This window comes from Rhizobium sp. FG96 (genome assembly GCF_057808655.1).
The window spans coordinates 39,555-66,508 of record NZ_JBMDIL010000012.1 but is presented as its reverse complement, the minus strand read 5'-3'; the positions used below and the strand labels follow the sequence as shown (position 1 = coordinate 66,508).

Annotated in this window: 21 protein-coding genes and 2 pseudogenes; 9 read left to right on the top strand and 14 right to left on the bottom strand. The window is 57.5% G+C overall.

Annotated elements, in window-relative coordinates; genetic code table 11:
• The first annotated feature begins 174 nt into the window (after positions 1-174).
• From ACODR6_RS22560 to ACODR6_RS22550, 3 genes are read left to right on the top strand one after another with little or no spacing between them, the layout of a single operon-like run.
• On the top strand, positions 175-1,302 hold the full coding sequence (locus ACODR6_RS22560) for a PAS domain-containing protein (protein WP_489024598.1): 1,128 nt from the start codon (positions 175-177) through the stop codon (positions 1,300-1,302).
• Positions 1,299-1,730: a response regulator gene (locus ACODR6_RS22555; protein ID WP_112715815.1), complete on the top strand. Its 432-nt coding sequence runs from the start codon at positions 1,299-1,301 to the stop codon at positions 1,728-1,730. The genes ACODR6_RS22560 and ACODR6_RS22555 overlap by 4 nt, the downstream gene beginning before the upstream one ends.
• Before the next feature lie 9 nt (positions 1,731-1,739).
• Complete coding sequence (locus ACODR6_RS22550) at positions 1,740-1,955, top strand: hypothetical protein (RefSeq protein WP_203431229.1); 216 nt, start codon at positions 1,740-1,742, stop codon at positions 1,953-1,955.
• A 1,279-nt stretch (positions 1,956-3,234) separates the two neighbouring features.
• Here ACODR6_RS22550 and ACODR6_RS22545 read toward each other — a convergent pair.
• The 6 genes and pseudogenes from ACODR6_RS22545 to ku all read right to left on the bottom strand — a co-directional run bounded on the left by ACODR6_RS22545 (position 3,235) and on the right by ku (position 7,568).
• Positions 3,235-3,642: a hypothetical protein gene (locus ACODR6_RS22545; protein WP_203431228.1), complete on the bottom strand. Its 408-nt coding sequence runs from the start codon at positions 3,640-3,642 to the stop codon at positions 3,235-3,237.
• Positions 3,643-4,063: 421 nt separating this feature from the next.
• Entirely contained in the window at positions 4,064-4,639 is a 576-nt protein-coding gene (locus tag ACODR6_RS22540; RefSeq protein WP_203431227.1) for a hypothetical protein, read from the bottom strand.
• 137 nt (positions 4,640-4,776) lie between these two features.
• Positions 4,777-5,190 carry a hypothetical protein gene (locus tag ACODR6_RS22535; RefSeq protein ID WP_489024594.1) on the bottom strand — a complete coding sequence of 138 codons (414 nt, stop codon included), beginning with the start codon at positions 5,188-5,190 and terminating at the stop codon, positions 4,777-4,779.
• Between the two features lie 445 nt (positions 5,191-5,635).
• The gene (locus tag ACODR6_RS22530; RefSeq protein WP_203431225.1) at positions 5,636-5,848 is read right to left on the bottom strand and encodes a hypothetical protein; all 213 of its coding nucleotides are present in this window, start codon (positions 5,846-5,848) and stop codon (positions 5,636-5,638) included.
• A 653-nt stretch (positions 5,849-6,501) separates the two neighbouring features.
• Positions 6,502-6,663 carry a hypothetical protein gene (locus ACODR6_RS22525; RefSeq protein WP_203431224.1) on the bottom strand — a complete coding sequence of 54 codons (162 nt, stop codon included), beginning with the start codon at positions 6,661-6,663 and terminating at the stop codon, positions 6,502-6,504.
• A gap of 171 nt (positions 6,664-6,834) precedes the next feature.
• Positions 6,835-7,568: pseudogene (gene ku / locus ACODR6_RS22520) on the bottom strand (non-homologous end joining protein Ku).
• Between the two features lie 463 nt (positions 7,569-8,031).
• Between ku and ACODR6_RS22515 the strand changes: the two are divergent.
• Both ACODR6_RS22515 and ACODR6_RS22510 read left to right on the top strand, forming a co-directional pair.
• Positions 8,032-8,289, top strand: a complete 258-nt coding sequence (locus ACODR6_RS22515; protein ID WP_203431223.1) for a GlsB/YeaQ/YmgE family stress response membrane protein — start codon at positions 8,032-8,034, stop codon at positions 8,287-8,289.
• A 210-nt stretch (positions 8,290-8,499) separates the two neighbouring features.
• Positions 8,500-8,971 (top strand): annotated as a pseudogene (locus ACODR6_RS22510) (DUF1003 domain-containing protein).
• A gap of 101 nt (positions 8,972-9,072) precedes the next feature.
• Here the strand turns inward: ACODR6_RS22510 and ypfJ are convergent.
• A complete protein-coding gene (ypfJ, locus tag ACODR6_RS22505) occupies positions 9,073-9,996 on the bottom strand; it encodes a KPN_02809 family neutral zinc metallopeptidase (RefSeq protein ID WP_203431222.1) in 924 nt (307 codons plus the stop codon).
• Positions 9,997-10,105: 109 nt separating this feature from the next.
• The gene (locus ACODR6_RS22500) at positions 10,106-10,618 is read right to left on the bottom strand and encodes a YciE/YciF ferroxidase family protein (RefSeq protein WP_203431630.1); all 513 of its coding nucleotides are present in this window, start codon (positions 10,616-10,618) and stop codon (positions 10,106-10,108) included.
• 486 nt (positions 10,619-11,104) lie between these two features.
• Between ACODR6_RS22500 and treZ the strand changes: the two genes are divergently transcribed.
• Together treZ and malQ are read left to right on the top strand one after the other, a co-directional pair.
• Positions 11,105-12,886, top strand: coding sequence for a malto-oligosyltrehalose trehalohydrolase (gene treZ, locus ACODR6_RS22495; RefSeq protein WP_449099003.1), 1,782 nt, complete (start codon positions 11,105-11,107; stop codon positions 12,884-12,886).
• Positions 12,887-12,892: 6 nt separating this feature from the next.
• Entirely contained in the window at positions 12,893-14,776 is a 1,884-nt protein-coding gene (malQ, locus tag ACODR6_RS22490; RefSeq protein ID WP_489024591.1) for a 4-alpha-glucanotransferase, read from the top strand.
• Between the two features lie 310 nt (positions 14,777-15,086).
• On the opposite strand, the gene ACODR6_RS22485 is transcribed toward malQ, so the two are convergent.
• Positions 15,087-15,263, bottom strand: coding sequence for a hypothetical protein (locus ACODR6_RS22485; protein WP_203431219.1), 177 nt, complete (start codon positions 15,261-15,263; stop codon positions 15,087-15,089).
• 9 nt (positions 15,264-15,272) lie between these two features.
• Positions 15,273-16,448 (bottom strand): zinc-dependent alcohol dehydrogenase, encoded by a 1,176-nt coding sequence (locus tag ACODR6_RS22480; RefSeq protein WP_203431218.1) that lies wholly within the window; start codon positions 16,446-16,448, stop codon positions 15,273-15,275.
• Between the two features lie 516 nt (positions 16,449-16,964).
• On the opposite strand from ACODR6_RS22480, the gene ACODR6_RS22475 reads away from it, so the two are divergent.
• Positions 16,965-20,246: a DEAD/DEAH box helicase gene (locus ACODR6_RS22475; protein WP_449099001.1), complete on the top strand. Its 3,282-nt coding sequence runs from the start codon at positions 16,965-16,967 to the stop codon at positions 20,244-20,246.
• A gap of 238 nt (positions 20,247-20,484) precedes the next feature.
• On the opposite strand, the gene ACODR6_RS22470 is transcribed toward ACODR6_RS22475, so the two are convergent.
• The gene (locus tag ACODR6_RS22470) at positions 20,485-21,354 is read right to left on the bottom strand and encodes an SDR family oxidoreductase (RefSeq protein ID WP_203431217.1); all 870 of its coding nucleotides are present in this window, start codon (positions 21,352-21,354) and stop codon (positions 20,485-20,487) included.
• A 610-nt stretch (positions 21,355-21,964) separates the two neighbouring features.
• On the opposite strand from ACODR6_RS22470, the gene ACODR6_RS22465 reads away from it, so the two are divergent.
• The gene (locus ACODR6_RS22465) at positions 21,965-22,381 is read left to right on the top strand and encodes a hypothetical protein (RefSeq protein ID WP_489024587.1); all 417 of its coding nucleotides are present in this window, start codon (positions 21,965-21,967) and stop codon (positions 22,379-22,381) included.
• 1,515 nt (positions 22,382-23,896) lie between these two features.
• On the opposite strand, the gene ACODR6_RS22460 is transcribed toward ACODR6_RS22465, so the two are convergent.
• The 3 genes from ACODR6_RS22460 to ACODR6_RS22450 are packed head-to-tail and all read right to left on the bottom strand — an operon-like array spanning position 23,897 to position 26,950.
• Positions 23,897-24,637, bottom strand: coding sequence for a ribonuclease activity regulator RraA (locus ACODR6_RS22460; RefSeq protein ID WP_449099000.1), 741 nt, complete (start codon positions 24,635-24,637; stop codon positions 23,897-23,899).
• Between the two features lie 21 nt (positions 24,638-24,658).
• Positions 24,659-25,822, bottom strand: coding sequence for a mandelate racemase/muconate lactonizing enzyme family protein (locus ACODR6_RS22455; RefSeq protein WP_203431215.1), 1,164 nt, complete (start codon positions 25,820-25,822; stop codon positions 24,659-24,661).
• A 30-nt stretch (positions 25,823-25,852) separates the two neighbouring features.
• Positions 25,853-26,950 carry an ABC transporter ATP-binding protein gene (locus tag ACODR6_RS22450; RefSeq protein WP_203431214.1) on the bottom strand — a complete coding sequence of 366 codons (1,098 nt, stop codon included), beginning with the start codon at positions 26,948-26,950 and terminating at the stop codon, positions 25,853-25,855.
• Positions 26,951-26,954: the final 4 nt, after the last annotated feature.

Here is a 26,954-nt window from a genome sequence, read left to right as displayed (position 1 = left end):
CAATTCTTTAGAACGGATGCTGAGTGCCCGGGCTTTCTTTGAGTGAGAAGACCAGTCCGCTTGTTCTTACAAAAAAAGCCCCCTTTGCGGGCCGATGAATTCGAAATTCGGTTGCGCACGATGCCGGTTTCGCCGCAGTCTACCGCACCCTGCTCAACCACAATCTGAGATGTTATGACTGATAACGAACAAAGAAGGAATGCTGCACAAACCGCCGGCGACCGCCTTGTCGCCAGGCACGTTCGTGAAGACCCCTTCGCCGCGGCCTTCAAGGCGACCAGGATGCCGATGATCGTTACCGATCCCAATCAGGACGACAATCCGATTATATTTTGCAATGCGGCGTTCGAGAAGTTGACCGGCTACTCTGCTGAAGAAGTCGTCGGCCGGAATTGTCGGTTCTTGCAGGGGCCCAACACCAGTCGTGAGGCCGTCGCTAGGATCCGTGCTTCTGTGGAAGCCGGCTCTGATATCGCCGTCGATATCCTGAACTATAAGAAGGATGGCAGCGAGTTCTGGAACGCTCTTTTCTTGTCTCCCGTCAGGGATGACGACAACCGAATTGTCTACTTCTTCGCATCTCAGCTGGACTTCACCAACGTCAAGAGCCGCGAGGCCGACCTCGCTGCGGCACACCACAAAGCCGAAGAGGAGGTCGCGAAGAACACTGAACGGCTTCAATCAGCGCTGGGCGCAAAAACCTTACTCGTGCATGAGGTCGATCATCGGGTGAAGAACAACCTGCTTACGATGGCATCAATCGTAAAATTGCAGGCTCGCATAACGAAGATCCAAGACCATCGACAGATCCTCATGTCAGTGCTCAACCGCGTTGAAGCTCTCAGTACGGTCCAGCGCAAACTGTTTACGCTGGACGACGTTTCCCGCTTCGATATCGCGGACGTTGCCCGCGAAATGGTCTCGGATCTGGTCGGTGCTATCAAGCGGCCGGATATTCGCCTGACGCATGAGCTTCATCCAGTTTATGTCCCAGCGGTGAAAGCCACCCCGCTGGCGCTTATCGTTAACGAACTTGTTGGGGACGCCGTACGCCGGGGGCTGAGTGATGGCGGCGGCCAGATCCACGTGGTCGTCAAGCGACTGAACGGTCATTTTCTGATCCGCGTAGAGGACACTTCAATTCCAGTGGAAGTAGATATCGAGACCGCTGAAATCGGCCGTATCCTTTTGGAGACCTCTGCAAGGCAAGTTGGGGCAAAGATCGAAAGACGGACCGCGGGTCATCGAACCACTGTTGACGTAACGATGCTCGTGGAATCGCCGCAGGAGAGTGAAAATTGAAAGTACTTATTGTTGAGGACGAAATGCTGTTGGCGATGGAGCTTGAGAACGAGGTGGAGATGGCCGGCCATCAAGTGATCGGTACTGCCGCTACCCGAGACCAGGCACGGGAAGCAATCGCGGCGCAGCGGCCGGAATTCGCCTTCGTGGATATCCATCTACAAGATGGTCCCACAGGCATCGAGGTGGGGCGGGACTTAGCCGCCAAGAACATTCCCTATGTGTTTGTCAGCGGCAACATCAAGAAGATACCGAGAGATTTCGCTGGAGCACTCGGCGCGATTGAGAAGCCGTACACGATCAACGGTATGAAGAACGCGCTCGCCTACATTTCCGGGCTGATTGAAGGATGCGTTGAACTCAACCCTCCGGCGTCTCTCGTCCTGGCTGAGGACGTCGAACTTATTGAGGCAGGCCCGCGGATCTAGGAAAGCGTGATGGCAGAAGCAAAGAACCCTCAGATGGCGTTGGCAGAGATCAAGCCGCGGATTGCCGACCTTGTCGACGAGCTTGTGGCCAAGGGCGCGGACAAGCTCTCGATCATCTACGTGATCGAGAAGGAAGCCGATGCGCTGCGCGACAGACCGCAGTTGGGAGAGCGAGACGTACCGCCCGCCCGGCCGACCAACAAGTGGCAGATCGAGGACGTGTAGGCCTTGCAAGCCGGATCAAAGAACATGCCCGCTATCTTCTCAGAACCCCTGGGCCAGCCCGAACTGGTTTATTCTACTGCGTATCCAGCGAACCTGCTGGCACGTATCAGTGTCGCCGGAAAGTGTTGCGCACCGCCTCTAATTAATCCTCTTGGCGTTACGAAAAGGCGAGAGCGATAAGCATAAGCTAACCGCCCTGCACACTATAGAATTTCGCGGGTTGAATGTCACTCATGCTCTCATGCTTCATCGGTTTTGTTAGTGGGGAATGGAATTTGCTTCAGCAGCTGTCGGGCCCGCTAAAATCACACGGAAAATCGCACCGAGCTGCCAGATCGTTGATAGGCCTACCAGAACGTAGACAACGATGGAAAGGTGCTATCGTGACCACCGACTCCCACCAAGCAGGTGTCCGCGTGACGGCCGCCCGAGGCAAACGCGCGGCCGTCTCCAGGCAGTTGGAGAAAGCGGACGACCCCGTCCCGCGCCATTCAACTGGGTAATTAATTTCCCGGAAATGTCGATTGTGTCGACCGTACAAAACAAAACGGGCTTGGCCTAAATCTGGATTTCGATCCAAGCAAAACGCCATTCGTCTGGTTTTCCCATTGAATGAGTATAGTGCGCCGCGCCAGCCAGATCTTGTCGTTTCCGGAGTTCCTGAACAAGCCAACTGGCAGATGGAATTCCCTTCAGCTGGCATCGATGGATTGCGCTTTCGACTTCACTAATTGTTCCAAGACCAACAGTGGGCACGGCACCAGGCTTCATCAAGGTCCAACTATATTGCCGCATCCTTCCTCCACTGGCATCACAACAGAGCCTTAATGATGGCACACAGCGCGTGTTTGATTGTCGACTTCTCACTGGCCTGGCAAGGGCCAAACAGACGTCACCTTAATGCGGAACTCAAGTTGAGGTTCCGCAAGCAAACGTTCGAAGATGGCACCGATCGCCGGTGAAATAGTGTTAAGCCGGAATGAGGACGGTATTGTCTCGAGCTGCGCTAACGCCACAGTCTGAGGCAAGACCGGCTCGCCGCGACGCTTAATCGCTGAGGGCCTCAGACCAGTCTTCGGCCGGGTCGCATTTTTGCCTTGGAAACGCGCGCGGGTAACTCTGGCATCTTTATTGAACGCCGCCCGCGTGTCTCCTGGATCGACACGCCCCCCAAGTCGCGCGGTGGGGGCGCTGACAGAAAAAACAGTAGATATCTCATCAACTGGCTCTCGAACTTTCGTGAGAGCACTGGGATGCGGCTAAGAGCGGTGCCAAAAGCTTAGAGCTCGGCGATTTCCGCTGCGAGTTCTCGTCGCTCGATGTCGGCGATTTCAAGGCTTATACGACCAGTGAGGACCAACGTTTGCAGGCACAGCTCGAAGATACTCCGAAATCCTTCTCCTTCAGGGTTCAATTTGCCCGGCGACAATGTGAACTCTCCGCTAGTCATTGAGGCAAGACTACATTGCATGACCATCATTGCAGCGAGATCGTCCGGCGTCCAGCCGAGTTCGAGGCAATAGCGCCTAGCAATCATAGGATTGTGCTCCGTGCTCCATTTCGCGGTATCAATGCTGCGACGTAAAGCGCTGGCGGCACTGTCGCCCTCAATGGGACACCACTCAAAAAACGCATTCAGGGAATCCAATAGCTGCTGTGCAGGATCGGGGGCGGCGAAAAGCGACATGTGACTATTCCGTGTACCGTTGTCGACCGCAAGTCTGGCGTGCGGAGCGAACCGAAGTGTATGTGCCGAAGGTTGAGCCATCCTGCTGCCCAGTCCTGAGGAGAACAGACTTCCAAGTTCTTCACAACAACCTCATTGAGCTGCGCCGTGCGCGAGGACGACGCGAAGGGTGTGTGATCAACAAAGGGTGCGGGAGCTTGGTCATGTCAAGATAGCTCGGGCCGGGATGCCTCGGGAAGACCGAGCCAAAGATACATCCATCGCGCCGCCGCGTATCAAAAGATCCGCCGGTTGCCTCATACCGTCCGTCCCGAGAGCTGGCGGGCTATGCATCGGCATTCATCTGCACCACGCGGCAGTCAATCAGTTTATCTGATTTACTCGCAGCGACGCTTCTTCTCCCACTCGAGGTATCGCACTTTCAGCTGCCCTCAAAACGCGAAAGCATATTCCTTAATTGGCCGTTCTGGGTCTCGAGCTTTTGAGCGAGCGCTGCCCTCAGTTGCTTGATGTCATCGTCCAAGCCGTAGACCGCGTCCAAATAGCCATCCTGCTCCGAGATCTGCATATGGGTCGCCGGTAGCACTTTTGCCCCTGATTCTTTGTCCTTTAAAGTGATGCGGGGTCCCTTTCGAGCCTTTTTGGTCGCACGGATATCGTAGGTCGGCCGCTTAGACTCGTGCGGGTTGGAGATTTCGCTAGCCGGAGCAGTTGCCGGAAATTCTTTCGCTTCGGCCTCCGCTACAGCCACCTCTTCCGCAGCCGGGCTGCCGACGGGTTTTACTGCATGATCGTCGGGACTGGTCATGACGGGGACAGGATTGGCGTCAGGATTTGGCGGGGCTGTCGTACCGTTTACCTGAGCAACCGCTATAACATCGAAATCCTCTTCCATAGAGCTGGCCTTGGAGCCGATGGTCAAAACTGTCGAAACGACGTTCGCCTTTGATACGTCCTTTTTGGACCTGAATCTTGAGATGATGTTCCACGGCGACATCGAGGTTCCCTCTCGCTTGACACGCCTAATGTACGCGGCGCAGAAACCGGATCAGGTACCGATCCGGCGAACGATTCTCTAGAATCCAGTTTACCCGATGGCGGACAAGGAGCAAACCGTCCGCCATCGCGCGATGATTACTTTAGGCCAAGACGCTTACGCAGATCGGAGTTCTCAGTGCGAAGCTTCTCGGCGAGCGACTTGCGTAGGCGCTGGTTTTCCTCTTCAAGCTTAAGAAGATCTGCCAAATCGTCCGCCAGCGGAGATGCAGTCGCGGACGTGGAAGCGCGATTTGGACCGCGCTTGCCTGCTGCGGATGGCGACGATGTGCGCTTAGCTCGGGTCGTAGGGGTGCTGACGACTTCAGGTACTGCAGGAGCCTCGGCACGCTTCGGGCGACCGCCGCGATTTTTCTTCGCCGGCTCCGCGATAGTTGGGGCGGCTTTCGCCTCCACCTTTTTAACGCGCGGTGCGCGCTTCTTTTTTACCGGGGCTTCCGGTGACACTACCGCGTCTGCTGGTGCGGAGCTGGGATTGCTTTCGTCGGCCATTGGCGTTCTCCCCTGTTTGGCAATTTCGTTGTCATGTGTAGATGATCGGATGTCAATATCGCATGTGTTGTTGAGTGCCTTACGCTCCGATCTTAATTGAGCTTTACGGGACTTGGGCAGGTTACGGACTGAGATCCCCGACATTTCACTCTGTGGCTACTGCACCAGCAACGCGCGCTCACCGTCGCTAACACGATCCGAGCTGCGAACATATTCGGAAACACCTTCAGTCAAAAGGACTAGGAGGCACGCTGTGACCGTAGATATCAAAGTGGGGAAGCAGCGCCGCGGCAGGAATGACAGCGCAGGAAATCGCGGTCGTTTCCGCAACGGCGAACATTACCGGCTTCTAATGCGCAGTTGCCAAAGGGCGCTCAAAGCATGGCGAGGTTTACAGTAGTGCCCTTTGGATGGCCTTAGAGATCGTGGCGCCTGCACGAGCTTGTTAAGAACGGGCACCAAGCCGGTCAAAAAAGCGCTCACTGAATGATGCAGCGTCCCAAGTATCACCTAGCGCCATCGAAACCGCAATTTCCAAAGCGCCTTTTCCTGTGTCGCTATGGATGTCGTAGCCTTGAAGTCGGCACCACGCGCAAACAGTATTCATGACCACGTCGATCTTGGCATCATCCAGGGAAAGGAGAGTGACGATTGACATAACGCTGCCTAGCGGCTGGAATTGAGCAAGCTCAAGATTGGGCTGCAAGCCGCAGTTAGGCAGTAGGACTCAAGAGAAACGGGGCAAAGGGCTTCAAGGGAAAGGAAGGTGCGTCGTCTCTCAGCTGTGCGCAAGACGCACCGGGGCACCACTGGCCGTCAGACGCTCTACAGGCGACAAATGAAATGGACGCTGTAGCAGCCTGGTGGCCCGAATATTAGGGCATTGCCTTGAAGCGTTCGATTGCGCACACGGCTGTTAGGGCGGCAACTGGTCAAACCCACGTGGCGCGAGCCATCAGCACTGGCTTTCAGAAGAGCGGTGGCAAGAATAAATCGCCATGTTCGAACTCTGGCAATTTCGCTCGGTGGCTGCGCCCGTGGAGGTGGAAGCTCAGACGGCCAGCAATTACGTGTCGGCCCCGACGAACCTCAGCACAGGTCGCCCGGCAATAGTTTCTTCGGGAATGAGCTTTAGACGCTCCAGATCCGACACGACGCGAGATGAAGACGATGGTCGCCTCCCAGCCATGCGCTTCCGAGCTTTCGCTGCATCCGAAACTGCCTGATCGATGACATAGCGCTACGCTAAGCGCTCGTCAGTGGAACACGGCGGGTCTGGTCATGCGAACGGTTCATCTAAGTCCTCGCCTTTCAGGCCGCGATACGCCTTGCCGCCTTGTCGGCAAGCTTCCGGTTGTCGCCATGTTCATCGAGGATTATTTTGGCGTCCTCCAAAGATATCCGATGCTTCTTGGCGAGCGTGACTGCATCGTAAGGTTTCTCCGACGCAGATTTGACATTGGCGTTAGCCATGGACGTTCTCCAGTCTGTGGGGTGTTGCAGTGCCGCTGCGACTTCGTTCGAAGACGAAGATGCCTGATCCCAGATAAGTACTCGAAGCCATCATTTCCAGAGCCTGCGTGTTGACTAACAACGGGCTGCAATGGGTAGCGAAGCGGCACAGAGTCCATGACCGGCTAGCCTTTATCGGTCCGCTTTCACCCTTAGTTCTTTCTGCACGGACTTCTTCAGCGCATCCATGATGTCAACGACGTTGCTGGACTTCTGATCGTTGTCTTTTTTGCTCTCGGTCCCGGATCCGTGTGGGGGTTTCGTAGCCTTCTTTTGTCGGCAATGAGCTTCAGCTTCGGCCTGCGCAGGCTTGTAGGTACCGTCAAAATAGTCACCTTCGGCCCGGACTTCGTCACCGAACCGCAGTGTCCAGACGATAATGCCATCTCCACGGGCTTCAAGGATTACGGCTCGCTCTCGACGACCGAGCACCACGCGCGAAACGCCCACAACGTCTCGTGCCTTCATAGCCTCGCGAATGACGGCAAATGCCTCATCACCAATTTTCTCGTTTGCGGTTAAATAGTAGGGCGTGTCGAGATAGATTCATTCGATCTTGTCCCTAGACACGAATGTCTCGATATCAATTGTTCGAACGGTCTCCAGCTCGACAGCTTGCAAATCGTCGTCGGTCAGAATGATGTAGTCTTCCTCGCCACGCTCGTATGCTCTCGCCTCATCTGCGTCCTTGACCCGCTTGCCGGTAACGCTGTCGACAAATTGGGACACGACGCGGTTCCCGGTTCCTTGATTGATTGTGTGGATCGCACCTTCCCGCTCTCGGAGGTCGCTGGCACCATCGCTACGGGGCAAGTCACGAGCGACAGTTTTAGATAGCCCCTCCAGTATGGACGACGTGGTGCCATGATCAGCTCTCCTTCTTCCGAGTGGATTTGCCTTCGGATTTAGCCGAGCTTGCTGCGGGCTTCCTTTTGCCAGAATTGGCATTTGCAGCCTTGGGCTTGCCGCCACTATCTTTTTGCATTCCAAGGCTCTCTCTCAATGCCTTCAGGAGATCGTTGGGTCTGGAGACTTTCAAGGGTCTCGACTTGGGAAGAGATCTTCCCTCGGCACCGGCCGTCAATCCGCAGATGGCGATCGGGCGGTCTGAAACCTGCCTGCCGTCGAGAAGTTCTAATGCCAGAGACGGGAAAGTTCCTTGCCTTCAGAAGGCGCTTCCGCGTCGCCAGGTGTTGGTGGCAGCCGCGGTCGCGGAGGCGCGGTTGTGAGCGTCAATCCATGTCGCGGAACAAAGTGTCTCCGCTGATGTTAAGTGCCTGCTTCCGGCGTTTGGAAGCTCATATCAATCTCATCGAAGGGGAAGTCTCCATGGAAGACGCAGGCATTGGCTGGATCGCGGCAATCATCATCGGCGGCATTGCCGGATGGCTCGCAGAGATGTTCATGAAGAGCAACATGGGCGTCATCATGAACATCATTCTGGGTATCGTCGGAGCTATTGTCGCCAACTTCATTCTCTCGCTTTTCGGCGTCGTCCTCGGCGGCTGGCTGGGCTACCTGATCGCTGGCTTTATCGGTGCCTGTATTTTGATCGCTCTGGCGCGAATGGTCAGGCGGACCGCTTGATCGGCCTCACGCAGATTTTCACTGAGGTTCCAGACTGTACCTGACTACGATCATCGAACCGAACGAGGGCGCTTCCCATTGTTGGTCAAGCGCCCTCTTGCGCGAGCTCGAGTGCGAGCAAAGAGCTTCCATGGCAACCTCATCCGAGGCTGATCGCGGCGCATCGAAGACCGGGTTGCATGCGCGACCGGTGCTCGTTAAAGCCCTTTTTTGCTGAGACGGCGCCAGGAGGCCCGCGCGGCGTCCTTCCAGGACCGCGCGGCAGCAGCGATTACTCGCTTCGCCGGGTCCATGATCTTCGTCTACCCCCACGCGGTCCTGTTCGGCGGGTGGACCCTGATCAATGTACAGGTGTTTCCGCTTCTTCCCGCTTTTGACCCTTCTCTGGTCATTCTGGCAATGGTGGCGTCGGTGGAGGCGATCTTCATCTCGACCTTTGTCATGATCAGCCAGAATCGCATGGCAGAGGCAGACGACAAAAGGGCGGACCTCAATTTGCAAATTTCGCTGCTTGCCGAACATGAGACGACACAGCTTCTGACAATGGTCGCCGCGATCGCCGACAAGCTTGGCCTCGACCTAGAGGAAGCACGAGATCGAAGAGCTCCAGCAAGACGTCACGCCCGATGAGGTTTTCGACACAATGGAAAAGATCACAGAAGGTTCATCCTCAGACCTTTAAGTCACGGCCGACAAGCAGGAGCACTGACCCCCCTTAGCTTGCGATGGCAGGAACCGGCTTTTGCGGACGATCACTTGACGACGATCTCAGGCAATTTTGCATCAGACTGGTCCAGAAAAGGTGTCGCAAGATGAAAGTTGACCGCTGTCGAACCCTCGCTTGAACCATTTTACACGTTGAGCGGAGGTGCCGTGGTTGAAGCTGTCCGGCACGACATAGCCCTGCGTGCGCTTTTGCAGTGTGTCGTCACCGATCTGCTGTGCGGCGTTCAAAGCCTCTTCTGTGTCGCCTGCATCGAGGATGCCTTTCTGCTGTGTGTATTTCCCCCAGATGCCCGCAAAGCAGTCCGCCTGAAGCTCGACGCGGATCGACATCTTGTTCGCATCGCTTTCGCTCATCTGTTCTCGGGCTTGGTTGAACTTCGGGAGAATGCCGAGCTGGTTCTGTACATGGTGCCCAATCTCGTGAGCCACCACGTATGCTTCAGCGAAATCACCGATGGCGCCGAAGCGATTGCTGAGTTCCTCGAAGAAGGCGGTATCAAGATAGACTTTCCGGTCTTCAGGGCAGTAAAACGGCCCGGTCGCAGCCGACGCCGCGCCGCAGGCGGATTCCGTCTGATCTCGGAAGAGTACAAGCTTCGGATCCTCATACGAAAGGCCTTGTGACTGAAAAATGCCCTGCCAGGTATCTTCAGTCTCTGCAAGGACTGTCTTCATAAATGCTGTCATCTGGTCGCTGGCAGGGGTCTGCCCCGCCCCCGCGTTCTGACGCTCGCTTTGCTCGTATCCCGATCCGTCAGAGTTGGCTTCCCCCAGCACCTGAAGAAGGTCGACGCCCATTGCTTTGAAAACCAAGTAGATCACGACGAGAAAAATGATCGTGCCGATGCTCAGCCCGCCACCGCGGCGTCCGATCGGCAAGGTGAACCCGCCGCCCCGACCGAATGCACTATCGTTGAGCCCGCCGCTTTCGCCTTGGCGATCCTCGACGTTTTGAGACTGACGTCTGCCTTGCCATTCCATCTCTCAGTTCCTTTGAATTGGGACGGTCCGTTACTAACGCTGCTGTCAAGGTTGCGTAAAAAGGAAAAGGCCGCCTCACGAGGCGGCCTTCTCGGCGAAACTGCCCAAATTAAGCAGCTTTGGAACCTTTGCCCTTAGGATTGGCCTGCGCCTCGGCGAGGTGCGTCAACTTCTGATCAGTTGCTTCCTCCTCCTGAAGATTAGCCTCCAGCAGGGCAACGGCGTCCTTTAGGCCAAGCTGCTTGGCCCATGCGATCAAGGTGCCATAGCGTGCGATCTCATAGTGTTCAACAGCCTGAGCCGACGAAATGAGACCAGCGTCGAGAGCAGGCGATCCCTTGAATTCTTCCATGATCTCTTCGCCCTCGGAAATAATGCCCTGGATGGCTTCGCAGGTCTTGCCGCGCGCGGGCTTGCCAAGGATCTCGAACACCTGCTCCAGGCGGTCGATCTGGCCCTGTGTTTCATCACGATGCTGAAGGAAGCCAGCCTTGCCTTCCTCGGATTGCGCAGCGCGCGCCATCTTCGGCAGAGCTTTCAGGATCTGTTTTTCCGCGAAATAGATATCCTTGAGGGTGTCGAGAAAGAGATCGTCGAGTGTCTTGGTCGAATTCGTTGCCATAATATCCTCCTTGTCGGCCAGCTTTCTGGCGCGTGCTGCTCCGCCCGTGGCGGCGCCGCCGGTTGCAGAGATCGAAAAAACAATGCGTGTTCGAAGCATTTGTTCCGTAACTTTGACGGCCGCATCCCACGCATCTTTTCAGCGCTTGAGCTCAAGATGTCGCCCGTCGCGCCCCGCCATGACGATGAAAAACGGTATGTCTTTCCCCCATCCGCCGCCGTTGCAACCAGAGCCGCGCATTCAGCTTCTTAACGTTCTTGACCGTACGGACAGTCCCGTCGTGGAACTTCGATCCGTGCTTCTAGTTGTAAGTCCGCTCGCAGTCCTGGAGACCTGAATGCTTCCATCGATAAACTTATCCGCCAAGGCCGCTGGCATACGGAGCTTGGTGCCGTCTTGGGCGATGTCAGGTTCGCCACCCGCATGTTGTCGGATGAGATCAGGTCACCCTGCCGGAGCTATGAATTCACAAGATAGGATGATGTCGTGATCGAATACGCGTTCGGCCCGCTGATCTATGAGGATGGTGTCGAGTTTCGGCTATGGGCGCCTTTGAAAGACAGAGTTCTGGTCGACCTGGAAGGTCTTCAGCCGCAGCTGATGGAGCGGCAGGCAGACGGGTGGCATCGCTGTCGCGTGAATGGTGTCAGGCCCGGTGCCCTCTACACCTTCGTCTTGCCGGATGGATTGGAGGTGCCGGATCCGGGCTCGCGATACCAGCCTCAGGACGTGCATGGGCCGAGTGAGATCATCGATCTGTCACGACATCGCTGGAAGACCGATGCCTGGACAGGCCGTCCTTGGGGAGAGATGGTGATCTACGAGCTGCATGTCGGCTCTTTCACATCGGAGGGAACTTTCGCGGCCGCGATCACCAAGCTCGATCACTTGGCAGCTTTTGGTGTAACCGCCATCCAGATCATGCCGATCAGCGATTTTCCCGGCCGGTACAACTGGGGCTATGATGGTGTTCTCCCTTACGCGCCGGACAGCACCTATGGCCGCCCCGAAGACCTGATGGCACTGGTCGATGCTGCACACGAACGCGGCATTGGCGTCTTCCTCGACGTTGTCTACAACCACTTCGGGCCGGATGGGAACTATCTTCCGAACTACGCACCGCTGTTTACCGAGAGCCACAAGACCCCGTGGGGCAACGGGGTCAATTATGACGGTGACGGATCAAGAGCAGTTCGCGAATTCCTCATCCAGAACGCGGTTTACTGGATCAAGGAATTCAGGCTCGACGGGCTGCGGCTGGATGCCGTACACGCTATCAAGGACGACAGCGAGGAGCATCTTCTCCATGAGCTTGCCCGTCGTGTCCGAGCCATCGCTGCCGGTCGGCATGTTCATCTAATCGTCGAGAACGAAGATAACGACAGCGATCTTCTGGAGCGGGATCAGAATGGCCGGGCCGTCCAATTCACCGCCCAGTGGAATGATGATGTACATCACGTCCTTCATATTGCCGCGACCGGTGAAACTTTCGGCTATTACCAGGATTATGCCGATGACCCCTTAAAGATCGGGCTCGCTCTTGCTGAAGGCTTCGTATTCCAGGGCGAACATATGCCCTATCGTGGCGAGAGCCGGGGCAAGCCGACTTCGAACCTGCCTCCGACCGCGTTTATATCATTCATCCAAAATCATGACCAAATTGGAAATCGGGCGCTTGGCGACCGTATGATCACCTATCGGCCGCTGGAGCCGCTCAAAGCAGTCACAGCTCTCTATTTGCTGTCAGCGCAGATCCCTATGCTGTTTATGGGTGAAGAGTGGGGCGCGCGCCAGCCGTTCCCTTACTTCTGCGACTTCGACGAAGACTTGAACGAAAAGGTGAGACAGGGCCGCCGAGAGGAATTATCCCGTCTTCCTGGCTTCGATGCCGATGATTTACTCGATCCGACAGCCAAGTCGACGTTTGACGCGTCAAAACTTGACTGGTCTGAGCTCACCGGTGCGGCCGGCGCCGAAATGCTGGCGTTCTATCGATCACTTCTTGCTCTGCGGCATGACCGGATCGTTCCGCTGCTGGAAACCGTTGGCCCAATTGGCTCTTCGTTTCGGCAGGAGGGCCGCGTGACTGTTGTCGAATGGGTCTTTAACGATGGCTTGACGCTGTGTGCAGTTGCCAACCTCTCGGACCACCCGGCGCGGTTTTCGACATCGTCGGCGGCGAAACAGATCTTTTCGATCGGATCGTCGACCGAAGACACACTGGCACCCTGGGCTGTTACCGTCGGCATTGCCCAAGCTGGAGGTTAAATCTGCATGGTCTCCCGTAAAGAAAGTGACGCTCCTTCGAATGCGCGTCTCAACCAGCTGGCAACAGAACACGGGATCAGCCTCAAAAGGCCAGGCCCAGACAATGGGGACGTTGCGATTAGCGACGACACGAAGCGAAAAATCCTTGCGGCGCTCGGCGTCTGCGTCGACAGCGATGCCGAGTGCCTTGGGCGGCATGCCACCCATAAAGCTTCCAGCAAAGCCATCCCGCGCGCTTTTCTGCCGGATTTTCTTCTGACCGATCGAGTATGGGGCATCAGCTTGCAGCTTTACGAGCTGCGATCTGAACGCAATTGGGGCATTGGCGACTTCCAGGACCTGATCGACATCATCCGCTTTGCCGGGACGCTTGGCGCCGACTTCATCGGGCTTAACCCTCTGCATGCGCCTTTCCTTGCCGATCCTGACCGGTGCAGCCCCTACGAGCCATCAAGCCGGCAGATGCTCAATCCGTTGTACATCGCGGTCGACCATGTCCCCGGCTTCAAAAGCGATCCGCAGCTCGATCTGCGGATAGGGCAGTTGCGGTCGAGCGATCTCGTTGATTACGGCGGGGTGGCCGAGGCCAAGATGGCTGTTTTGCGCCGCATCTGGCAGGCTTGGCGATCCTCTTCAGATCGTCAAGCGGAAGATCGCCAAGCGTTCGATCGCTTTGTCGATGAGGGTGGGGAGGTCCTGCGCCGTCACGCGCTGTTTGACGCTTTGTCCTCGGTGATGGCTGATCAAGGTCTCGGCGCGGGTTGGTCATCTTGGCCAGCGGAATATCAGCGGCCGGAGAACGCAGAGGTCGCAAGGTTTGCCGACGAGCATGCAGACCAGATCGACTTCAATATCTGGCTGCAATGGGTTTGCCATCGCCAATTGAGACAAGCCACCGACGCTGCGCAAAACGCCGGTCTGCGTATCGGTCTCTACCTCGACCTGGCTGTCGGAGAAGCAACTGACGGCTCGGCAACCTGGAGCGAACAAGGCAACTACATCTCCGATGCAACGGTCGGAAGTCCGCCCGATCCGTTTGCTCCCCAGGGCCAGGACTGGCACTTGGCAGCCTATCATCCTGCAGAAATCGCTTCGGGCAACAACGCGCCATTTCGGCGAATGGTAACGGCTGCGATGCGGTACGCAGGCGCTATCAGGATCGATCATGCGGCAGCCCTGCGCCGGCTATTTCTCGTCCCGCTCGACAGTACGCCCGACGAAGGTGCTTATGTGGATTACCCGCAAAACGAGCTGCTACAGATTCTGGCCGAAGCCTCATCAAATTACCGTTGCCTGGTGATCGGAGAGGACCTCGGCATGCTGCCGGAAGGCCTGCAGGAGGATCTTGCTGAAGCCAATATCCTCTCTTATCGCATCCTGTCTTATGAACGGGGACAGAAGGGTTTCACGCCGGCAGGTGCATATCCGCGTCTGTCGCTCGCCTGTATTTCCACACACGACCATCAGACATTGGCAGGCTGGTGGCGTGGCGCGGACATCAATGCCAGATCCGAACATGGGATCGTCCCACCCGAGATGACGAAAGCGCATGCAGAACAACGCCAGCATGAGCGAGAAGATCTGAAGGTCGCGCTGAAAGAGGAGGGTACCAACCCGCCCAAACACCTGCCTTCGCCGAGAGCCGACGACGACAAGCTGAAAGACCTGGTCGTCAGCGCACATCGCTTCATAGCAAAGACCGCCTCAGTACTTGCTGCGGTTCGGTTGGCCGACATGACGGCCGAAAAGCGACCGACCAACATTCCGGGCACGAGCGGCACCTATCCGAACTGGAAGCCAAAGCTATCTGTGGCACTTGAGCGGCTTTCCGGATTACCGCTGCTTCAGGAAATCGCTGACGCCATGCGGGACGAGCGACCAAAACATTAGTTGGCGAGCACGATGGGAGACGACAGGTCTTCGCGCAATGTGCGGTAGGATTTCACAGAATCCCTCCACCTTGCGCAACGCTCCAGCCAGCAAATGTCACCTATCGGACACTTCGCGACCGCCTCGCATGGCTCGGTTCCTCCGCCTGCACGCTGGAACGAATGCTCCTTCGATGGACGGGAAGGGGCAGTTTCGATCTTTCAGAATGAAACGCTCGGCGAGCAACCCGTCCTCGGGCTGGCCGGGCCCGACAGCGGCGCTCAGAGCAAACAGACCGGCTGAAGGCCAGCGATCCAGGCCGCGGGCGAGATCAACACTCGGCTGGAGGGCGCGTCGGCCCTCTGATCGGCATCATCGAAAAAATTCGCCTCCAGCCTATGAGCGGCCATCCGGTCGGCATGATCCCGGCGATGGCGTCGAGGAACGCCTCCACGCCGTGCTCATGTTCGAACTTGCGGCAAGCCGCCTTGAGGTCGTTGGCTTCCATTATCGGTTCTCATGCAGTCAGAACGACCTTTATGCAATTGTCCTTCTTGTCACGGAACGTCTCGTAGAGTTCGGGCCCGCGTTCGAGGTCCGCGCGGTGGGTTATTACAAAACTCGGATCAATTTCGCCTTCCTCGATCCGGCGCAGGAGATCGAGCGAGTAACGGTTGACATGCGTCTGGCCGGTTCTGATCGTCAGGCCCTTGTTCATTGCCGCTCCGAACGGGATCTTGTCGAGGAACCCGCCATAAACGCCGGGAACTGAGACGATACCGCCAGGACGGCATGCCATTATTGCGGTCCGGAGAACATGCGGGCGGTCGGTTCCAAGCAATGTGGCGGCTTTTACCTTATCGACGATGGCATCAAAGGATGCCGTTGCATGCGATTCAGCACCAACAGCATCGATGCATTTGTCGGCGCCATGGCCAGCAGTCATGTCCTTGATGCGATCGGGGATGGTACCCTCGATTTCATCAAAATTGATCGTTTTGGCGCCAGCTGCGGCGGCGAGAGCCAGACGCTCTGGTACGTTGTCGATCGCAATGACGCGGGCGGCGCCTTGCATAAGTGCGCTCTTGATACAGAACTGGCCGACCGGGCCACAGCCCCAGATCGCAACGATGTCTGTTGGCTCGATCTCGCAATTGGCCGCTGCCATCCACCCGGTCGGAAAAATGTCGCCGAGGAAGAGTGCCTGCTCGTCAGAGATGCCGTTCGGTATGATTATAGGGGAGACATCTGCGTAGGGCACGCGCACATATTCGGCTTGTCCGCCGGCGTAGGCGCCCGTTAGATGCGAATATCCAAACAGCCCCGCTGTCGGATAGCCGAATGCCTTCGTGGCGTTCTCGGCATTGCGGTTCGTTCGCTCACAGACTGACCAGTTGCCCTTTAGGCATTGCGAGCACTCGCCACAGCAAATTGTAAAGGGTACGACCACTCTGTCGCCGACCTTGAGCTTCTTGTTGCCGCGACCGACTTCAACCACCTCGCCCATAAATTCGTGGCCGAGAATATCGCCCTTCTCCATGAAGGGGATGTAGCCGTCCATCAAATGGAGGTCGGACCCACAAATCGCGCAGGCCGACATCTTGATGATCGCGTCTCGGTCATTTTCTATTTTGGGATCTGGGACGCTGTCGCAGCGAATGTCGCCTTTCCCATGCCAGCAGAGTGCTTTCATCACTGTCTCCTTGTTGTCTCAAGATGCGGTGCCGACCGCGCGGGTTCTCGTGGTCAGAGAGATCACGATGGAAAGGACGCCGACCGCGTGGACGATCCAGCGCGCTGCGGGCGGAAAATTGACGATTGACGGTGCTATGAGCATGGCGAAGCCGAATACAGCATCGTTCCGCTATCGCTCGAAGCCAGGCGATAGTCCGTCTGGAGGTTGCCCAGGATAAACGCCACGGTGGTGGAAGTCTCGTCAATGCCCATCAATTGTCCGACTTTATCGTCTGGTGCCTAACAACGGCGCGTACGGAAAGTTCCGCGTTCGAAAACGGTCAGGGAAACGCCGGGCTGGTGCAATACCTGACACGTTCGACTAATCGGGCCGTGAACGAAAGCTTACACGGGATACGAAATCCGCAGGCGCGACGGGCAAGCCTGGAAACGACGCGATTTTGACGAAGCAGATCACGGAACAACAACCCGCATCCGTTGTTCTTGCAACGGACCCCTTACAGCGAGATTTTCATTGCGCATTACCGAATACGAAGCCACAGATCCGCCACCACTCCCGTCCGCGGACGAGAGAAGTCCGCCGGGCAAGGCGCCGGCGGCCTTCGTTGCGACGCGTCTTGCCGCCCTGCTTGAAAGCTCGCGCATGTCGATCTGCTACGTTGCCTTGAGTGAACTCTCCGCGGAGCGCGTCTCACGTTCGATCCGGTGCCTGTTTCCGGACCTGGACGTCGTCGAGCTGCCACCATGGGACTGCTTGCCCTATGACCGTGTTCCCCCATCTCGCAATTGCATGGGAAGGCGGATGGACGCCTTGAGTGTCTGGAGCGAACCCAGCCGGACACCAAGGTTGCTGATCACCTCGCTCAATGCTGTCCTTCAGCGGATCCCACCCCTGGACATCATAAGGAACAGTCGTTTTGCAGTCAGGACGGGGAGGCCCCTCGACAGGCAGATGTTCGAAGCGTTTGTCCGCTCCACGGGGTATGCGATCGAAACCGTGGCCGATGAGCCTGGGGAGCTCGCAATCAGAGAAGAGGTCATCGACATATTTCCCGCGGGAGCGGCAGCGCCGATGCGGATCGTTCTGAGCGAGGACGACGAGGTCGTCGAACTCAAATCCTACGACCCCGCGACCCAAAGGACGACCGAACTTCAAGACGAGATGGTCTTTGGTCCGGCATCGGAGGCAATCCCTGCCGATGACGGGATAAATGAGGAGAGGCCGTCTCGCAGCATGGAGCTCGCCCTCCTGCAACTCTACGATTCCATGCCGACCGTTTTCGATGTTCTCGGACAGTGTCGCGTGGCATTCGCGCCCGGAGCAGAAGCACGCCTTGGTGAATATCTCGGCATCGTCGATGACGCCCTCCAGGCAGATGACAGGTTCCGGGCTCACGACGGTTCACATCCTTGCTCCCTCTACCTTGATCGCGCCGAATGGAATGCACAGATTGCGACGCTTGCGACTGTCGAGCTTGACGTGAGGGGAGGCGATGCCTTGCCGCCCGCTAAAGAGGCCGGAAACCCTCGAAGGTTTCGCGAGGATGTCGCTCTTGCTAACCTGCAAAGGGGACGAAAGGTCGTCATAGCGGGCCGCGGCCGTTCGCTGGATGCGCTGTGTCAGCGGGTTGAAAAGACGTCAGGGCGCGTTTGCGACAAGGCAACGGCGTGGGATGCGGTCCTGAAGGCGCGCGCTGGTAGCCTCATCAGGGTGGAAAGCGACGTTGAGGAAGGTTTCGTGGATGAAGACCGGGACCTCGCCCTTATCCCCGCAAGCGAAGATTTGGCCTCCCTGCCGTCAACCGGCTCTGCGCTGATCGAGCCTGAGATTGAAATCGGCGACGTGGTCGTTCATGAAGATCACGGTATTTCGATCCTGTCTGATCTGGAGCGCGTCGCAATAGAAGGGCATGAAAGGGATGCTGCCCGGCTCCAGTTCCGGGATGACGCTTCCCTGTTGGTGCCGACCGAAGAATTCGGCAAGATCTGGCGATATGGCTCGCAAGCCGGGTCCGTCACCCTCGAGCGACTACACACAGATGCCTGGCGAAAGACCCAGGCAAGGATCGTTAAAGACATCGGGTCGACCGCCCGTCATCTTATGAAGCTTGCCCGTGAGCGGCACGCGGCAAAAGCCAAAAGGTTCGTTGCGCCACGCGGGGAGTATAGCCGGTTTGCCCGCCGGTTTCCCTATTCGGAGACGCCGGACCAGCTGGCCGCAATCAAGGCCGTGCTTTCGGACCTATCTTCAGGCCAGGTGATGAACCGGCTGATCTGTGGTGATGTCGGCTTCGGCAAGACCGAAATTGCGTTACGCGCAGCTGCGGCCGTGGCTCTTGCCGGCGGCCAGGTCGTGGTCATCGCGCCGACGACTGTTCTGGCTCGTCAGCACTTCTCGACGTTCCAACGCCGCTTTGGTGACACAGGAGTTTCGGTCGCGATGCTGTCGCGGCTGGTCAAGCCTTCTGGCGCAAAGGCGGTGAAGGCCGGGCTCGTTAGTGGCGAGATCAGCATTGTTGTCGCGACACAGGCCATTCTCGCGAAAGACGTGGCCTTCTCCCGTCTTGGTCTGCTAATCGTTGACGAGGAGCACCGTTTTGGCTTGAAAGAAAAGCGGGCGATGAGCGCACTTGCGCCGGCGCTTCATACACTTGCGATGTCCGCCACCCCCATCCCACGCACTCTGCAGTCTGCCATGATCGGCATCCAGGAGGTCAATCTCCTGGTCACCGCGCCATCGAAACGCCGGCCTGTCAGAACATCGCTTGGCCAATTTGACAAGGCGTCGATGCGTACGGCACTGATGCGGGAATTTCGCCGAGGTGGCCAGAGCTTCGTTGTCGTCCCAAGGATCGAGGACATCGGGGAAGTCGAAGCAATCCTTGCGACAATTGTTCCGGAACTTACCATCGGGATCGCGCATGGGAAGATGTCGGCCGGAGACATTGACGAAGCAATCGTTGGTTTTGCCAGCGGCGACGGGGACGTCCTGCTGGCGACCAATATCATCGAAAATGGCCTCGACGTTCCGTTGGCCAATACCATGTTTATCTGGCGAGCCGATAAATTCGGGCTTGCGCAGCTCCACCAGCTGCGCGGTCGGGTTGGACGGGCGAGAGCGCAGGGTTTTGCCTACCTTGTGACCGAAGAGGGCGCCGACGTTTCGGAGGAAACGCGGTTGAGACTATCTACCCTTGTCGAGAACGATCGCCTCGGATCCGGACTTTCCATCAGCATGCGAGATCTCGACCTTCGCGGCGCAGGTGACGTTGCCGGCGAGGAGCAGAGCGGGCACATCAAGGCGATCGGCATCGGGCTTTACCAACGGCTCCTCGAGCAAGCCGTGTTGGAGCTGCGTGGCCAAAAAGCGTTGGATCACCGGCGCTCGATCGTCAACCTCGGGGTTTCCGGCTCCATCCCGCGCGACTACGTGTCGGACCCGGCAGTGCGGTTCAATTTCCATGTGCGCCTACTGCACGCGGTCTCCATCGAGCAGGTGGACGATCTCGAAGAGGAATTCGAAGATCGGTTCGGTGATCCGCCTCAGGACCTGTTGATTTTGCTCCGGCTGACCAGGTTGCAAATTGCGGCGGCGCGCTTTGGTTTGGCGAGACTGGAGGCTGGCCCCAAGGCATTGGCAGTCACGGTGACCCCGAAAACGCCGGCGAAGGTGCTGACCACCTTGCTTAAAAATGCTGGATCGTCTCGACATGACGACCGTGTGGTGTTCGAGCGAGCAACGCAGACGGGCGCCGAACGTGTGTTTTTCTTCGAAAAGCTTCTCTCGTTGCATTAGGCGGCGGCTCGGTCACCGTGGCGCATCGCCGCATCGCCGCATCGCCTGCATCGATCAACGTCCGCTTTCCGCCTGAAGCTTAGAAAGATCGCTTGTGGACCGCGAAGGCGGACCGATTGTTATCAGCTGGCTTTTGTCGATCTGGCTCGCGTTGGGCCTACTCCTGAAGGAGGCCCGTGGTCGGCGCGGCTTTCGGCTGACAGCGTCTTGAGCCGACGCTGTCAGTTGGCCTTGCTATCTAGATCATTACCTCGCCACCCGTCACGGGGATGACGGCGCCGGTCATGTAGCTGCCGAGGTCGGAGGCCAGCAGGACATAGGCGCCAGCCAATTCCGCTGGCTGCCCGGCGCGGCCGATCAGCGTCTGTTCGCCGAATTTGGCAGCCTTTTCGGCTGGCATTGTCGAGGGAATGAGCGGGGTCCAGATCGGACCGGGCGCCACCGCGTTGACACGGATGCCCTTGTCGGCAAGCATCTCGGCAAGTCCAGCCGTGAAGTTCAGGACTGCCCCCTTGGTCGACGCATAGGCCAAAAGCTGCGGTGAGGGTTGACGCGACTGGATCGAGGTCGTGTTGATGATCGCACTTCCGGCCTTCATGTGTTGAGCGGCAGCTTTGGAAAGGAAGAATGGGGCGTAGATATTGGTGCGAAACGTCTCGTCCCACTCCTCCGCGGTGATGTCCCCGATATCAGCATATGTGCGTTGGAAGGCGGCATTGTTGACGAGAATGTCGATGCTTCCAAGTTCGTCGACGGCGCGCTGAACCAGGGAGCGGCAATGATCTTCGGACTTGATGTCGCCGGGGACTAACACAGCCTTGCGGCCGGCCTTTGCAATCCACTCTGCCGTGTCTTTCGCGTCGTCCTCTTCAACGTCCAGATAGGAGACGAGAATGTCGGCGCCCTCGCGGGCAAATGCGATCGCGACAGCCTTGCCTATTCCTGAATCGGCACCTGTGATCAGTGCCACCTTGCCGTTCAGTTTGCCATCGCCTTTGTAGGATTGTTCGCCATGGTCGGGAATCGGGTCCATGGCCCTCGTTTTGCCTGGCGGGCTTTGCTGCTGCTCCGGATAGGGCGGGGTTGGCCGGCGTGCGTCATCTGTCATCGTGGGCTCCATTATTGTTTGACGCTTACCAAACATCTGCAGGCAACCACAGTTCCATTGCCGTCACGGTCGTTCGAGAAATGAGGCAAGATGTGACGTGAGAATGCCCGGGGGCCAAGCCGGACGCCTGCTCGGTCACGTAAGCCATCGTTCCCAATCCTGACGACCCTAGAGCACGGACCCGTCCGATTAGAGTTGCTACCACGAGATTTGGACCAGTCATTGTGATTTTTGGGCCCTCTGATTTCTGACGGCCGAACCGGTCGATGAAAGGATTAGCGCCCCTCTAGCCAGTGCCTCTCGGTCTCGGCGGCAGGGCGCCGCATGCGTATAGACATGCCGGCAGTCCGCGATATTTCTCTTGATGGGTCGAACGAACTTCGCTGACCGTCGTTAGCCGTCAGTCGATGGATCTAAGCAGACCAACGCAAGAACCGCCGCGTCGCTGCGGGCGGAATTGAAATTCTGTGCAAAGGGAATTCATTTGCCCAACAACCATGACGAGAAGGGATGAACATCTTCTGTCCCACGGCGTTCATGACCAAGATCAGCTTCTAATCAGAAAAGCCGCTTTTTAAGTTGGCTCTTTTCAACCAGGGAGAAAAACACAATGGCAGACCCCAAGGATTCACCCGCCGTCCAATCGTTGCTTCGCGAACAGGCGGCACAACGCTCACGGTCGCAAAAAGGCGAGCTCGACAAAGCTCTTGAAGACACCTTTCCGGCGTCAGACCCCGTATCCGCGTTGACAACGTCCATTCCAACCGGCCGGGCTGACCCAGGCGAGGCAGCGCGCGCGCTGCAGGCCGATGAGGAGTCCAGCTCTGATCCGGCTGATCGGTCCTTGAGGCGTGACGCTGGTCAAGTGAGACAGGCGGCGTCTCAGGTTGCAAAAGACGGGGCGAGGGCCGCCCGTGCCGAGGCTCGAAGCTTCTGGGCCGATGTTGAAGCGACCGTACGCGAAAACCCGCTGACCGCAGTCGGCATTGTCGCCGGCCTCGCCTATCTGTGGGGCGCCACGCGGTAAGCTCAATCAAGCACCGCAGGAGGCTTGCGGACAAGGGCGAGCCTCCTGCTCATGCCCAATGCGGCGTTCAGTTTGCTCTGCCATCAGTATCCACGACAGGCAGATGCAAGTGGATATAGAGACGCAACCGCACGATCGTATTGCGTCCTCGTTCCTGTCATTGCTATCGCACCAGCCGGTCGTTGCCCATTTCCAGCCGCGCCAAAGATGGTATTGATCGCCGATAATGTAGACCCAATCCGCATAATGGTCGAAGCAGGCGCTCCGGTTGGAGCTAAGATGCGCGACTATCGCGTGCGAGCCCAGAGCGCGCTGCGAGGCCTTTCTCGGTCAACCGGCATCTGTAGGCCAAGGAAAGGTCTCCTATGACTTCGATCAAATCATTTTGCAGAGCTAGGCGAGTTGTTCGCCGTCCCACAGTCGATGGCGGCGGCCGAAAGCTTAAGTGATCGAGATGCATCAGTAATGTGCGCATGCGCTGGCCGGTCAATGTCTTCATGGGCAATCGTAATCGCAAAAAATCGAGTGGCGTCAAACGGCAGGATAAATCGGCGCAGACATTCCGGCCGCGCACTGGCATCGCATTTCCAGCGTAAGGCTCGCGAGGTGTCAAGGGGCCCCAGGCCACGGTGGCGATCAGCCTTTCGTCCGGGCGGCAAAACGGGGATCGTTTCAACACCGCTGGTCGCCTGCCGGGTCGGTCATTGTCGGTGGAAGCGCAGGGGTTGGGGTGGCCGGCACGCGGGAGGAATAAGCCTCGCCCTGCACAGGTGGATGCACAGGACGAGGCAGCTGGTTTGGATTGCCCTTCAAACCATAGCCATGATGAACGCTTAAAAGCGAGCTGTCAGCCTGACCCTTAGGATTAATCAAAGCGGCTTGGACGCTACGTAAGGTTGGTTGCCAGGCCGGCAACATCCTTGCAAAAAGCAATGTGGTGCTTCTCAAACCGTCGTCTACCAGCGGCAGATACGCTTATCACTATAGACCCAGCGGTGATGATAACGATGCCGGACAGTGGTCACGCGGCAGCGACGACCAGGGCGGTAGTAGTGGCGCGCATGGTGGCGGCGCCAGTCGCGCCGGTCTCGGCCGCCATCCCTGTAGCCTATGTGAAGATCGCCGACGGTAAGCGTCAGACTGTCGGCCATTCCCGGTGTCGCGGTCGCGATTATCGATGCCAATCCGATCTACCAGCCATCAGTAGCGTTTTCATTTTTCAATACTCCGTTCGAAACGCAGACCTGAAAACGCAGCCGTCCGTTTGCTGTGCCTCGATCGACCTTAGTCCTACTATGCGCGATCGGACGGCAGCGCTCCTATCTCCCAGCCACAAAGCGGCCGGTACCACGCAACTGTGACCCATCGACAGAGACGGGAAACGAGCGAAAAGACTAGCTGTCGTGCGGCCTCCGAGCAGCAAAACAGGAAACGAAGAGCCGACCGCAACTCACCCCTTGACTCAGGACTGGGTGAAGGATCCGTTTCTCGCTGCTGCACCCTCCGCAGATCGCGCTAGCGCCGGGTGTTCGTTCTGGTCCATTCCTCGTATTCGCCCCGAGCATCATCGTGCAACGGATAGTATCGCTGCAGGGATCCGCCAGCCATCAGCTTCATACGGGAGAATTCTTCCCAGTCATGGTGGGTTTTTGATTCCTGGATCACCTTTGAGGCCATGGCAACGGGGAGCACGACCACCCCGTCATCATCCGCCACGATGATGTCTCCGGGGATCACCGTGACGCCACCACAGGCAATCGGTACGTTCACTGCGTTGGGATAGATGCTCGTCTGAACATGGTAGTTCGGCGTCCAGCCGCGAAGCCACAGCGACAGGTCCAGCTTTTCGACGTTGGGTCTGTCGCGCATGCATCCATCGATAACGATGCCGGCGCCGCCGCGGCCCTTAAAATAGGTCGACATCATATCGCCGAAGACACCCGAGCTCATATCGCCGCGCGCATCGACGACGACCACGTCGCCTTCCTGCACGTGATAGAGGACATGGCGGTGCAGCTGCGTTTCCGGATCAGCGTATTCGCCCTCGCTGAAGAGATCAGGCCGCTGGGGCATGAACTGGAGTGTCAATGCCGGTCCGACGATCGATCTGCCTCGCCGCTGCGAAACGGGGCCAACCATGTGCGGATTGCGAAATCCCATGTGCCCAAGCGTTCCCGCTATCGTTGCCGCGCCGATTTCTTCCAGAGCCTCGATCAATTCCTTGGGGGGCCGCGTAATATCCGTTGTCTTGGTCATGGGGGCTCCAGTGTTTGGTAATTACCAGTTGGTGACTGAACCGTCGCGGCGCCTCAGATGCGGCGCTTCCCAGAAGCGGAAGCTCTCGGCGGCAATGGCATCCTCATTTACCTCGATGCCGAGCCCGGGCCGTTCGCTGACTGGGTAGTCTGCTCCGTCCAGTCTTGGCTGAACTGGAAAGAAGTCCGAATTGTCAAAGCCGAGCCTGGCTTCAGGCGCCCGGGTCTCTAGCCAAGCGAAATTGGCGACAGCGGCTGCAAAATGGATTGTCGCAGCGGTACAGACCGGGCCAAGTGGATTGTGCGGCATCAAATCGACGTAGTGCGCCTCGCTCCAGCCGGCGATTTTCATCGCTTCTGTGAGCCCCCCGACGTTGCAGACGTCAATCCGGTTGAACTGGTGAATGTCGCGCTCGATATACGGCAAGAACTGCCACTTGCTGGCAAATTCTTCACCAATGGCAAAGGGGATATCCGTCATTCTGCGCAAGGATTCATAGGCTGACGGTGTTTCATCGCGTATCGGCTCTTCAAGAAAATCAAGAACACCGCGGCCGAGCTTGTTGCAGAAGCTCGCCGCCTCCGCCACCGATAAGCGGTGGTGATAATCGATACCGAGGACGACGTCATCACCCAATACCTCGCGTGCCTCGTTCAGCATCGATGCCGTTGGGCCAATTGATTCTCTCGGCTCGAAAATATCCTTGCTGTCCTGCCCGGCCGGGAAGAAACGGATTGCCTGCCAGCCTTGTGCCCGCAATTCACGCGCGCGCTCGATGGCGGCAGCCCCCTCGGCCTCGTCACCGGTCGATGCAAAGGTTGGAATGCGCTCGCGCTGCCTGCCGCCGAGCAGTTCATAGACCGGCACGCCAAGGGCCTTGCCCTTGATATCGTGAAGAGCGATATCGATCGCCGACATCGCCGCCTGGAGAACCCGGCCACCTTCAAAATACTGGCTGCGATAGATCTCCTGCCAGATCCGGCCGATCTGCATCGCGTCGCGGCCGATCAGAAATTCGCGATAATGCTCGATCGCTCCCGTGACGGCTTGCTCGCGCCCACTCAAGCCGCTTTCGCCCCAGCCAAAGATCCCTTGATCGGTTTCGACCTTGACCAGCATCTGATTGCGAATGCCCACCCATACTGGATAGGGCTTGATTGCAGTGATCTTGAGTTTTGCCGTCATCGACGCCTCGTGTTGCGCATTCGCCTGCTGTCAATCAGCTCTCAGGGCCATTTCTGTTTCACCGTCGAAGAGATGGATCCGCTCCTGATCGAATTCGAGCCAGATCTGTTCGTCCGGCGCAACCGCGACAGCCGGCGGCACGCTGATATTGACGATCGCGCCGGAGAGGAACGCTTGCACGAAGGTGACGTCTCCCGTCGGCTCTACGGTATAGGCCTTGGCGGGCACGCTTCCCGGAACCGCACTTTTGTGCAGTTTGATGGTCGAGTGTCGCGCACCGAGAACGACTTTCCTCGACTTTGCCTTGTCGACCTTGCGAGCATTTGCTGTGGAGAGTTCCAGATGCCAGCCTTCCGCGCTGGTCAAAACAGCTCTTCCTTGGCCTGTCGATGCTTCGAGGGGCACCAGGCTCATCGCCGGGCTGCCGACAAATCCGGCAACGAACATGTTTACGGGATTGGCAAAGACCTGCGCTGGCGTATCGTATTGCTGGAGATAGCCACCATTCATCACCGCCATTCTGTCTGCCATCGTCACAGCCTCAAGCTGGTCATGCGTCACATAGATGATTGTCGCCTTCAGATCCTGATGAAACCGCTTGATCTCCGAGCGCATTTGAACGCGCAGCTTTGCATCCAGGTTGGAGAGCGGCTCATCCATCAGGAACACGGCAGGGTCGCGAACAAGAGCGCGGCCGAGTGCCACGCGCTGCTGTTGTCCGCCCGACAGCTCCCGCGGCTTGCGTTCGAGCAACTGCGTCATATCGAGGACGCGGGCCGCTTCCCTGACTTTCTTGTCGATCTCGTCCTTCGGCAGTTTTCGCATCTGCAGCGGAAACGCCAGGTTTTTGTAGACGGATTTTTGCGGATAAAGAGCGTAATTCTGGAACACCATTGCGATGTCCCGGTCTTTGGGGTCGAGTTCGTTGACCACACGATCGCCGATGACGATATCGCCAGATGTGACCGAGGTCAGCCCCGCCACCAGGTTGAGCGTCGTCGTCTTGCCGCAGCCTGAAGGGCCGACGAGTGCGACGAATTCGCCGTCGTTGACCGTCAGCGAAACGCTTTTAACAGCATTGAAGCTGCCATAATTTTTGATCAGATCCTTTAAGACCACATGGGCCACGAGC

Coding starts and splice junctions, on each gene's coding strand:
- ACODR6_RS22560 (WP_489024598.1), top strand. CDS start 175: ATGACTGATAACGAACAAAGAAGGAATGCTGCACAAACCGCCGGCGAC.
- ACODR6_RS22550 (WP_203431229.1), top strand. CDS start 1,740: ATGGCAGAAGCAAAGAACCCTCAGATGGCGTTGGCAGAGATCAAGCCG.
- ACODR6_RS22545 (WP_203431228.1), bottom strand. CDS start 3,642: ATGTCGCTTTTCGCCGCCCCCGATCCTGCACAGCAGCTATTGGATTCC.
- ACODR6_RS22540 (WP_203431227.1), bottom strand. CDS start 4,639: ATGTCGCCGTGGAACATCATCTCAAGATTCAGGTCCAAAAAGGACGTA.
- ACODR6_RS22535 (WP_489024594.1), bottom strand. CDS start 5,190: ATGGCCGACGAAAGCAATCCCAGCTCCGCACCAGCAGACGCGGTAGTG.
- ACODR6_RS22530 (WP_203431225.1), bottom strand. CDS start 5,848: ATGTCAATCGTCACTCTCCTTTCCCTGGATGATGCCAAGATCGACGTG.
- ACODR6_RS22525 (WP_203431224.1), bottom strand. CDS start 6,663: ATGGCTAACGCCAATGTCAAATCTGCGTCGGAGAAACCTTACGATGCA.
- ACODR6_RS22515 (WP_203431223.1), top strand. CDS start 8,032: ATGGAAGACGCAGGCATTGGCTGGATCGCGGCAATCATCATCGGCGGC.
- ypfJ (WP_203431222.1), bottom strand. CDS start 9,996: ATGGAATGGCAAGGCAGACGTCAGTCTCAAAACGTCGAGGATCGCCAA.
- ACODR6_RS22500 (WP_203431630.1), bottom strand. CDS start 10,618: ATGGCAACGAATTCGACCAAGACACTCGACGATCTCTTTCTCGACACC.
- malQ (WP_489024591.1), top strand. CDS start 12,893: ATGGTCTCCCGTAAAGAAAGTGACGCTCCTTCGAATGCGCGTCTCAAC.
- ACODR6_RS22485 (WP_203431219.1), bottom strand. CDS start 15,263: ATGGAAGCCAACGACCTCAAGGCGGCTTGCCGCAAGTTCGAACATGAG.
- ACODR6_RS22480 (WP_203431218.1), bottom strand. CDS start 16,448: ATGAAAGCACTCTGCTGGCATGGGAAAGGCGACATTCGCTGCGACAGC.
- ACODR6_RS22470 (WP_203431217.1), bottom strand. CDS start 21,354: ATGACAGATGACGCACGCCGGCCAACCCCGCCCTATCCGGAGCAGCAG.
- ACODR6_RS22465 (WP_489024587.1), top strand. CDS start 21,965: ATGGCAGACCCCAAGGATTCACCCGCCGTCCAATCGTTGCTTCGCGAA.
- ACODR6_RS22460 (WP_449099000.1), bottom strand. CDS start 24,637: ATGACCAAGACAACGGATATTACGCGGCCCCCCAAGGAATTGATCGAG.
- ACODR6_RS22455 (WP_203431215.1), bottom strand. CDS start 25,822: ATGACGGCAAAACTCAAGATCACTGCAATCAAGCCCTATCCAGTATGG.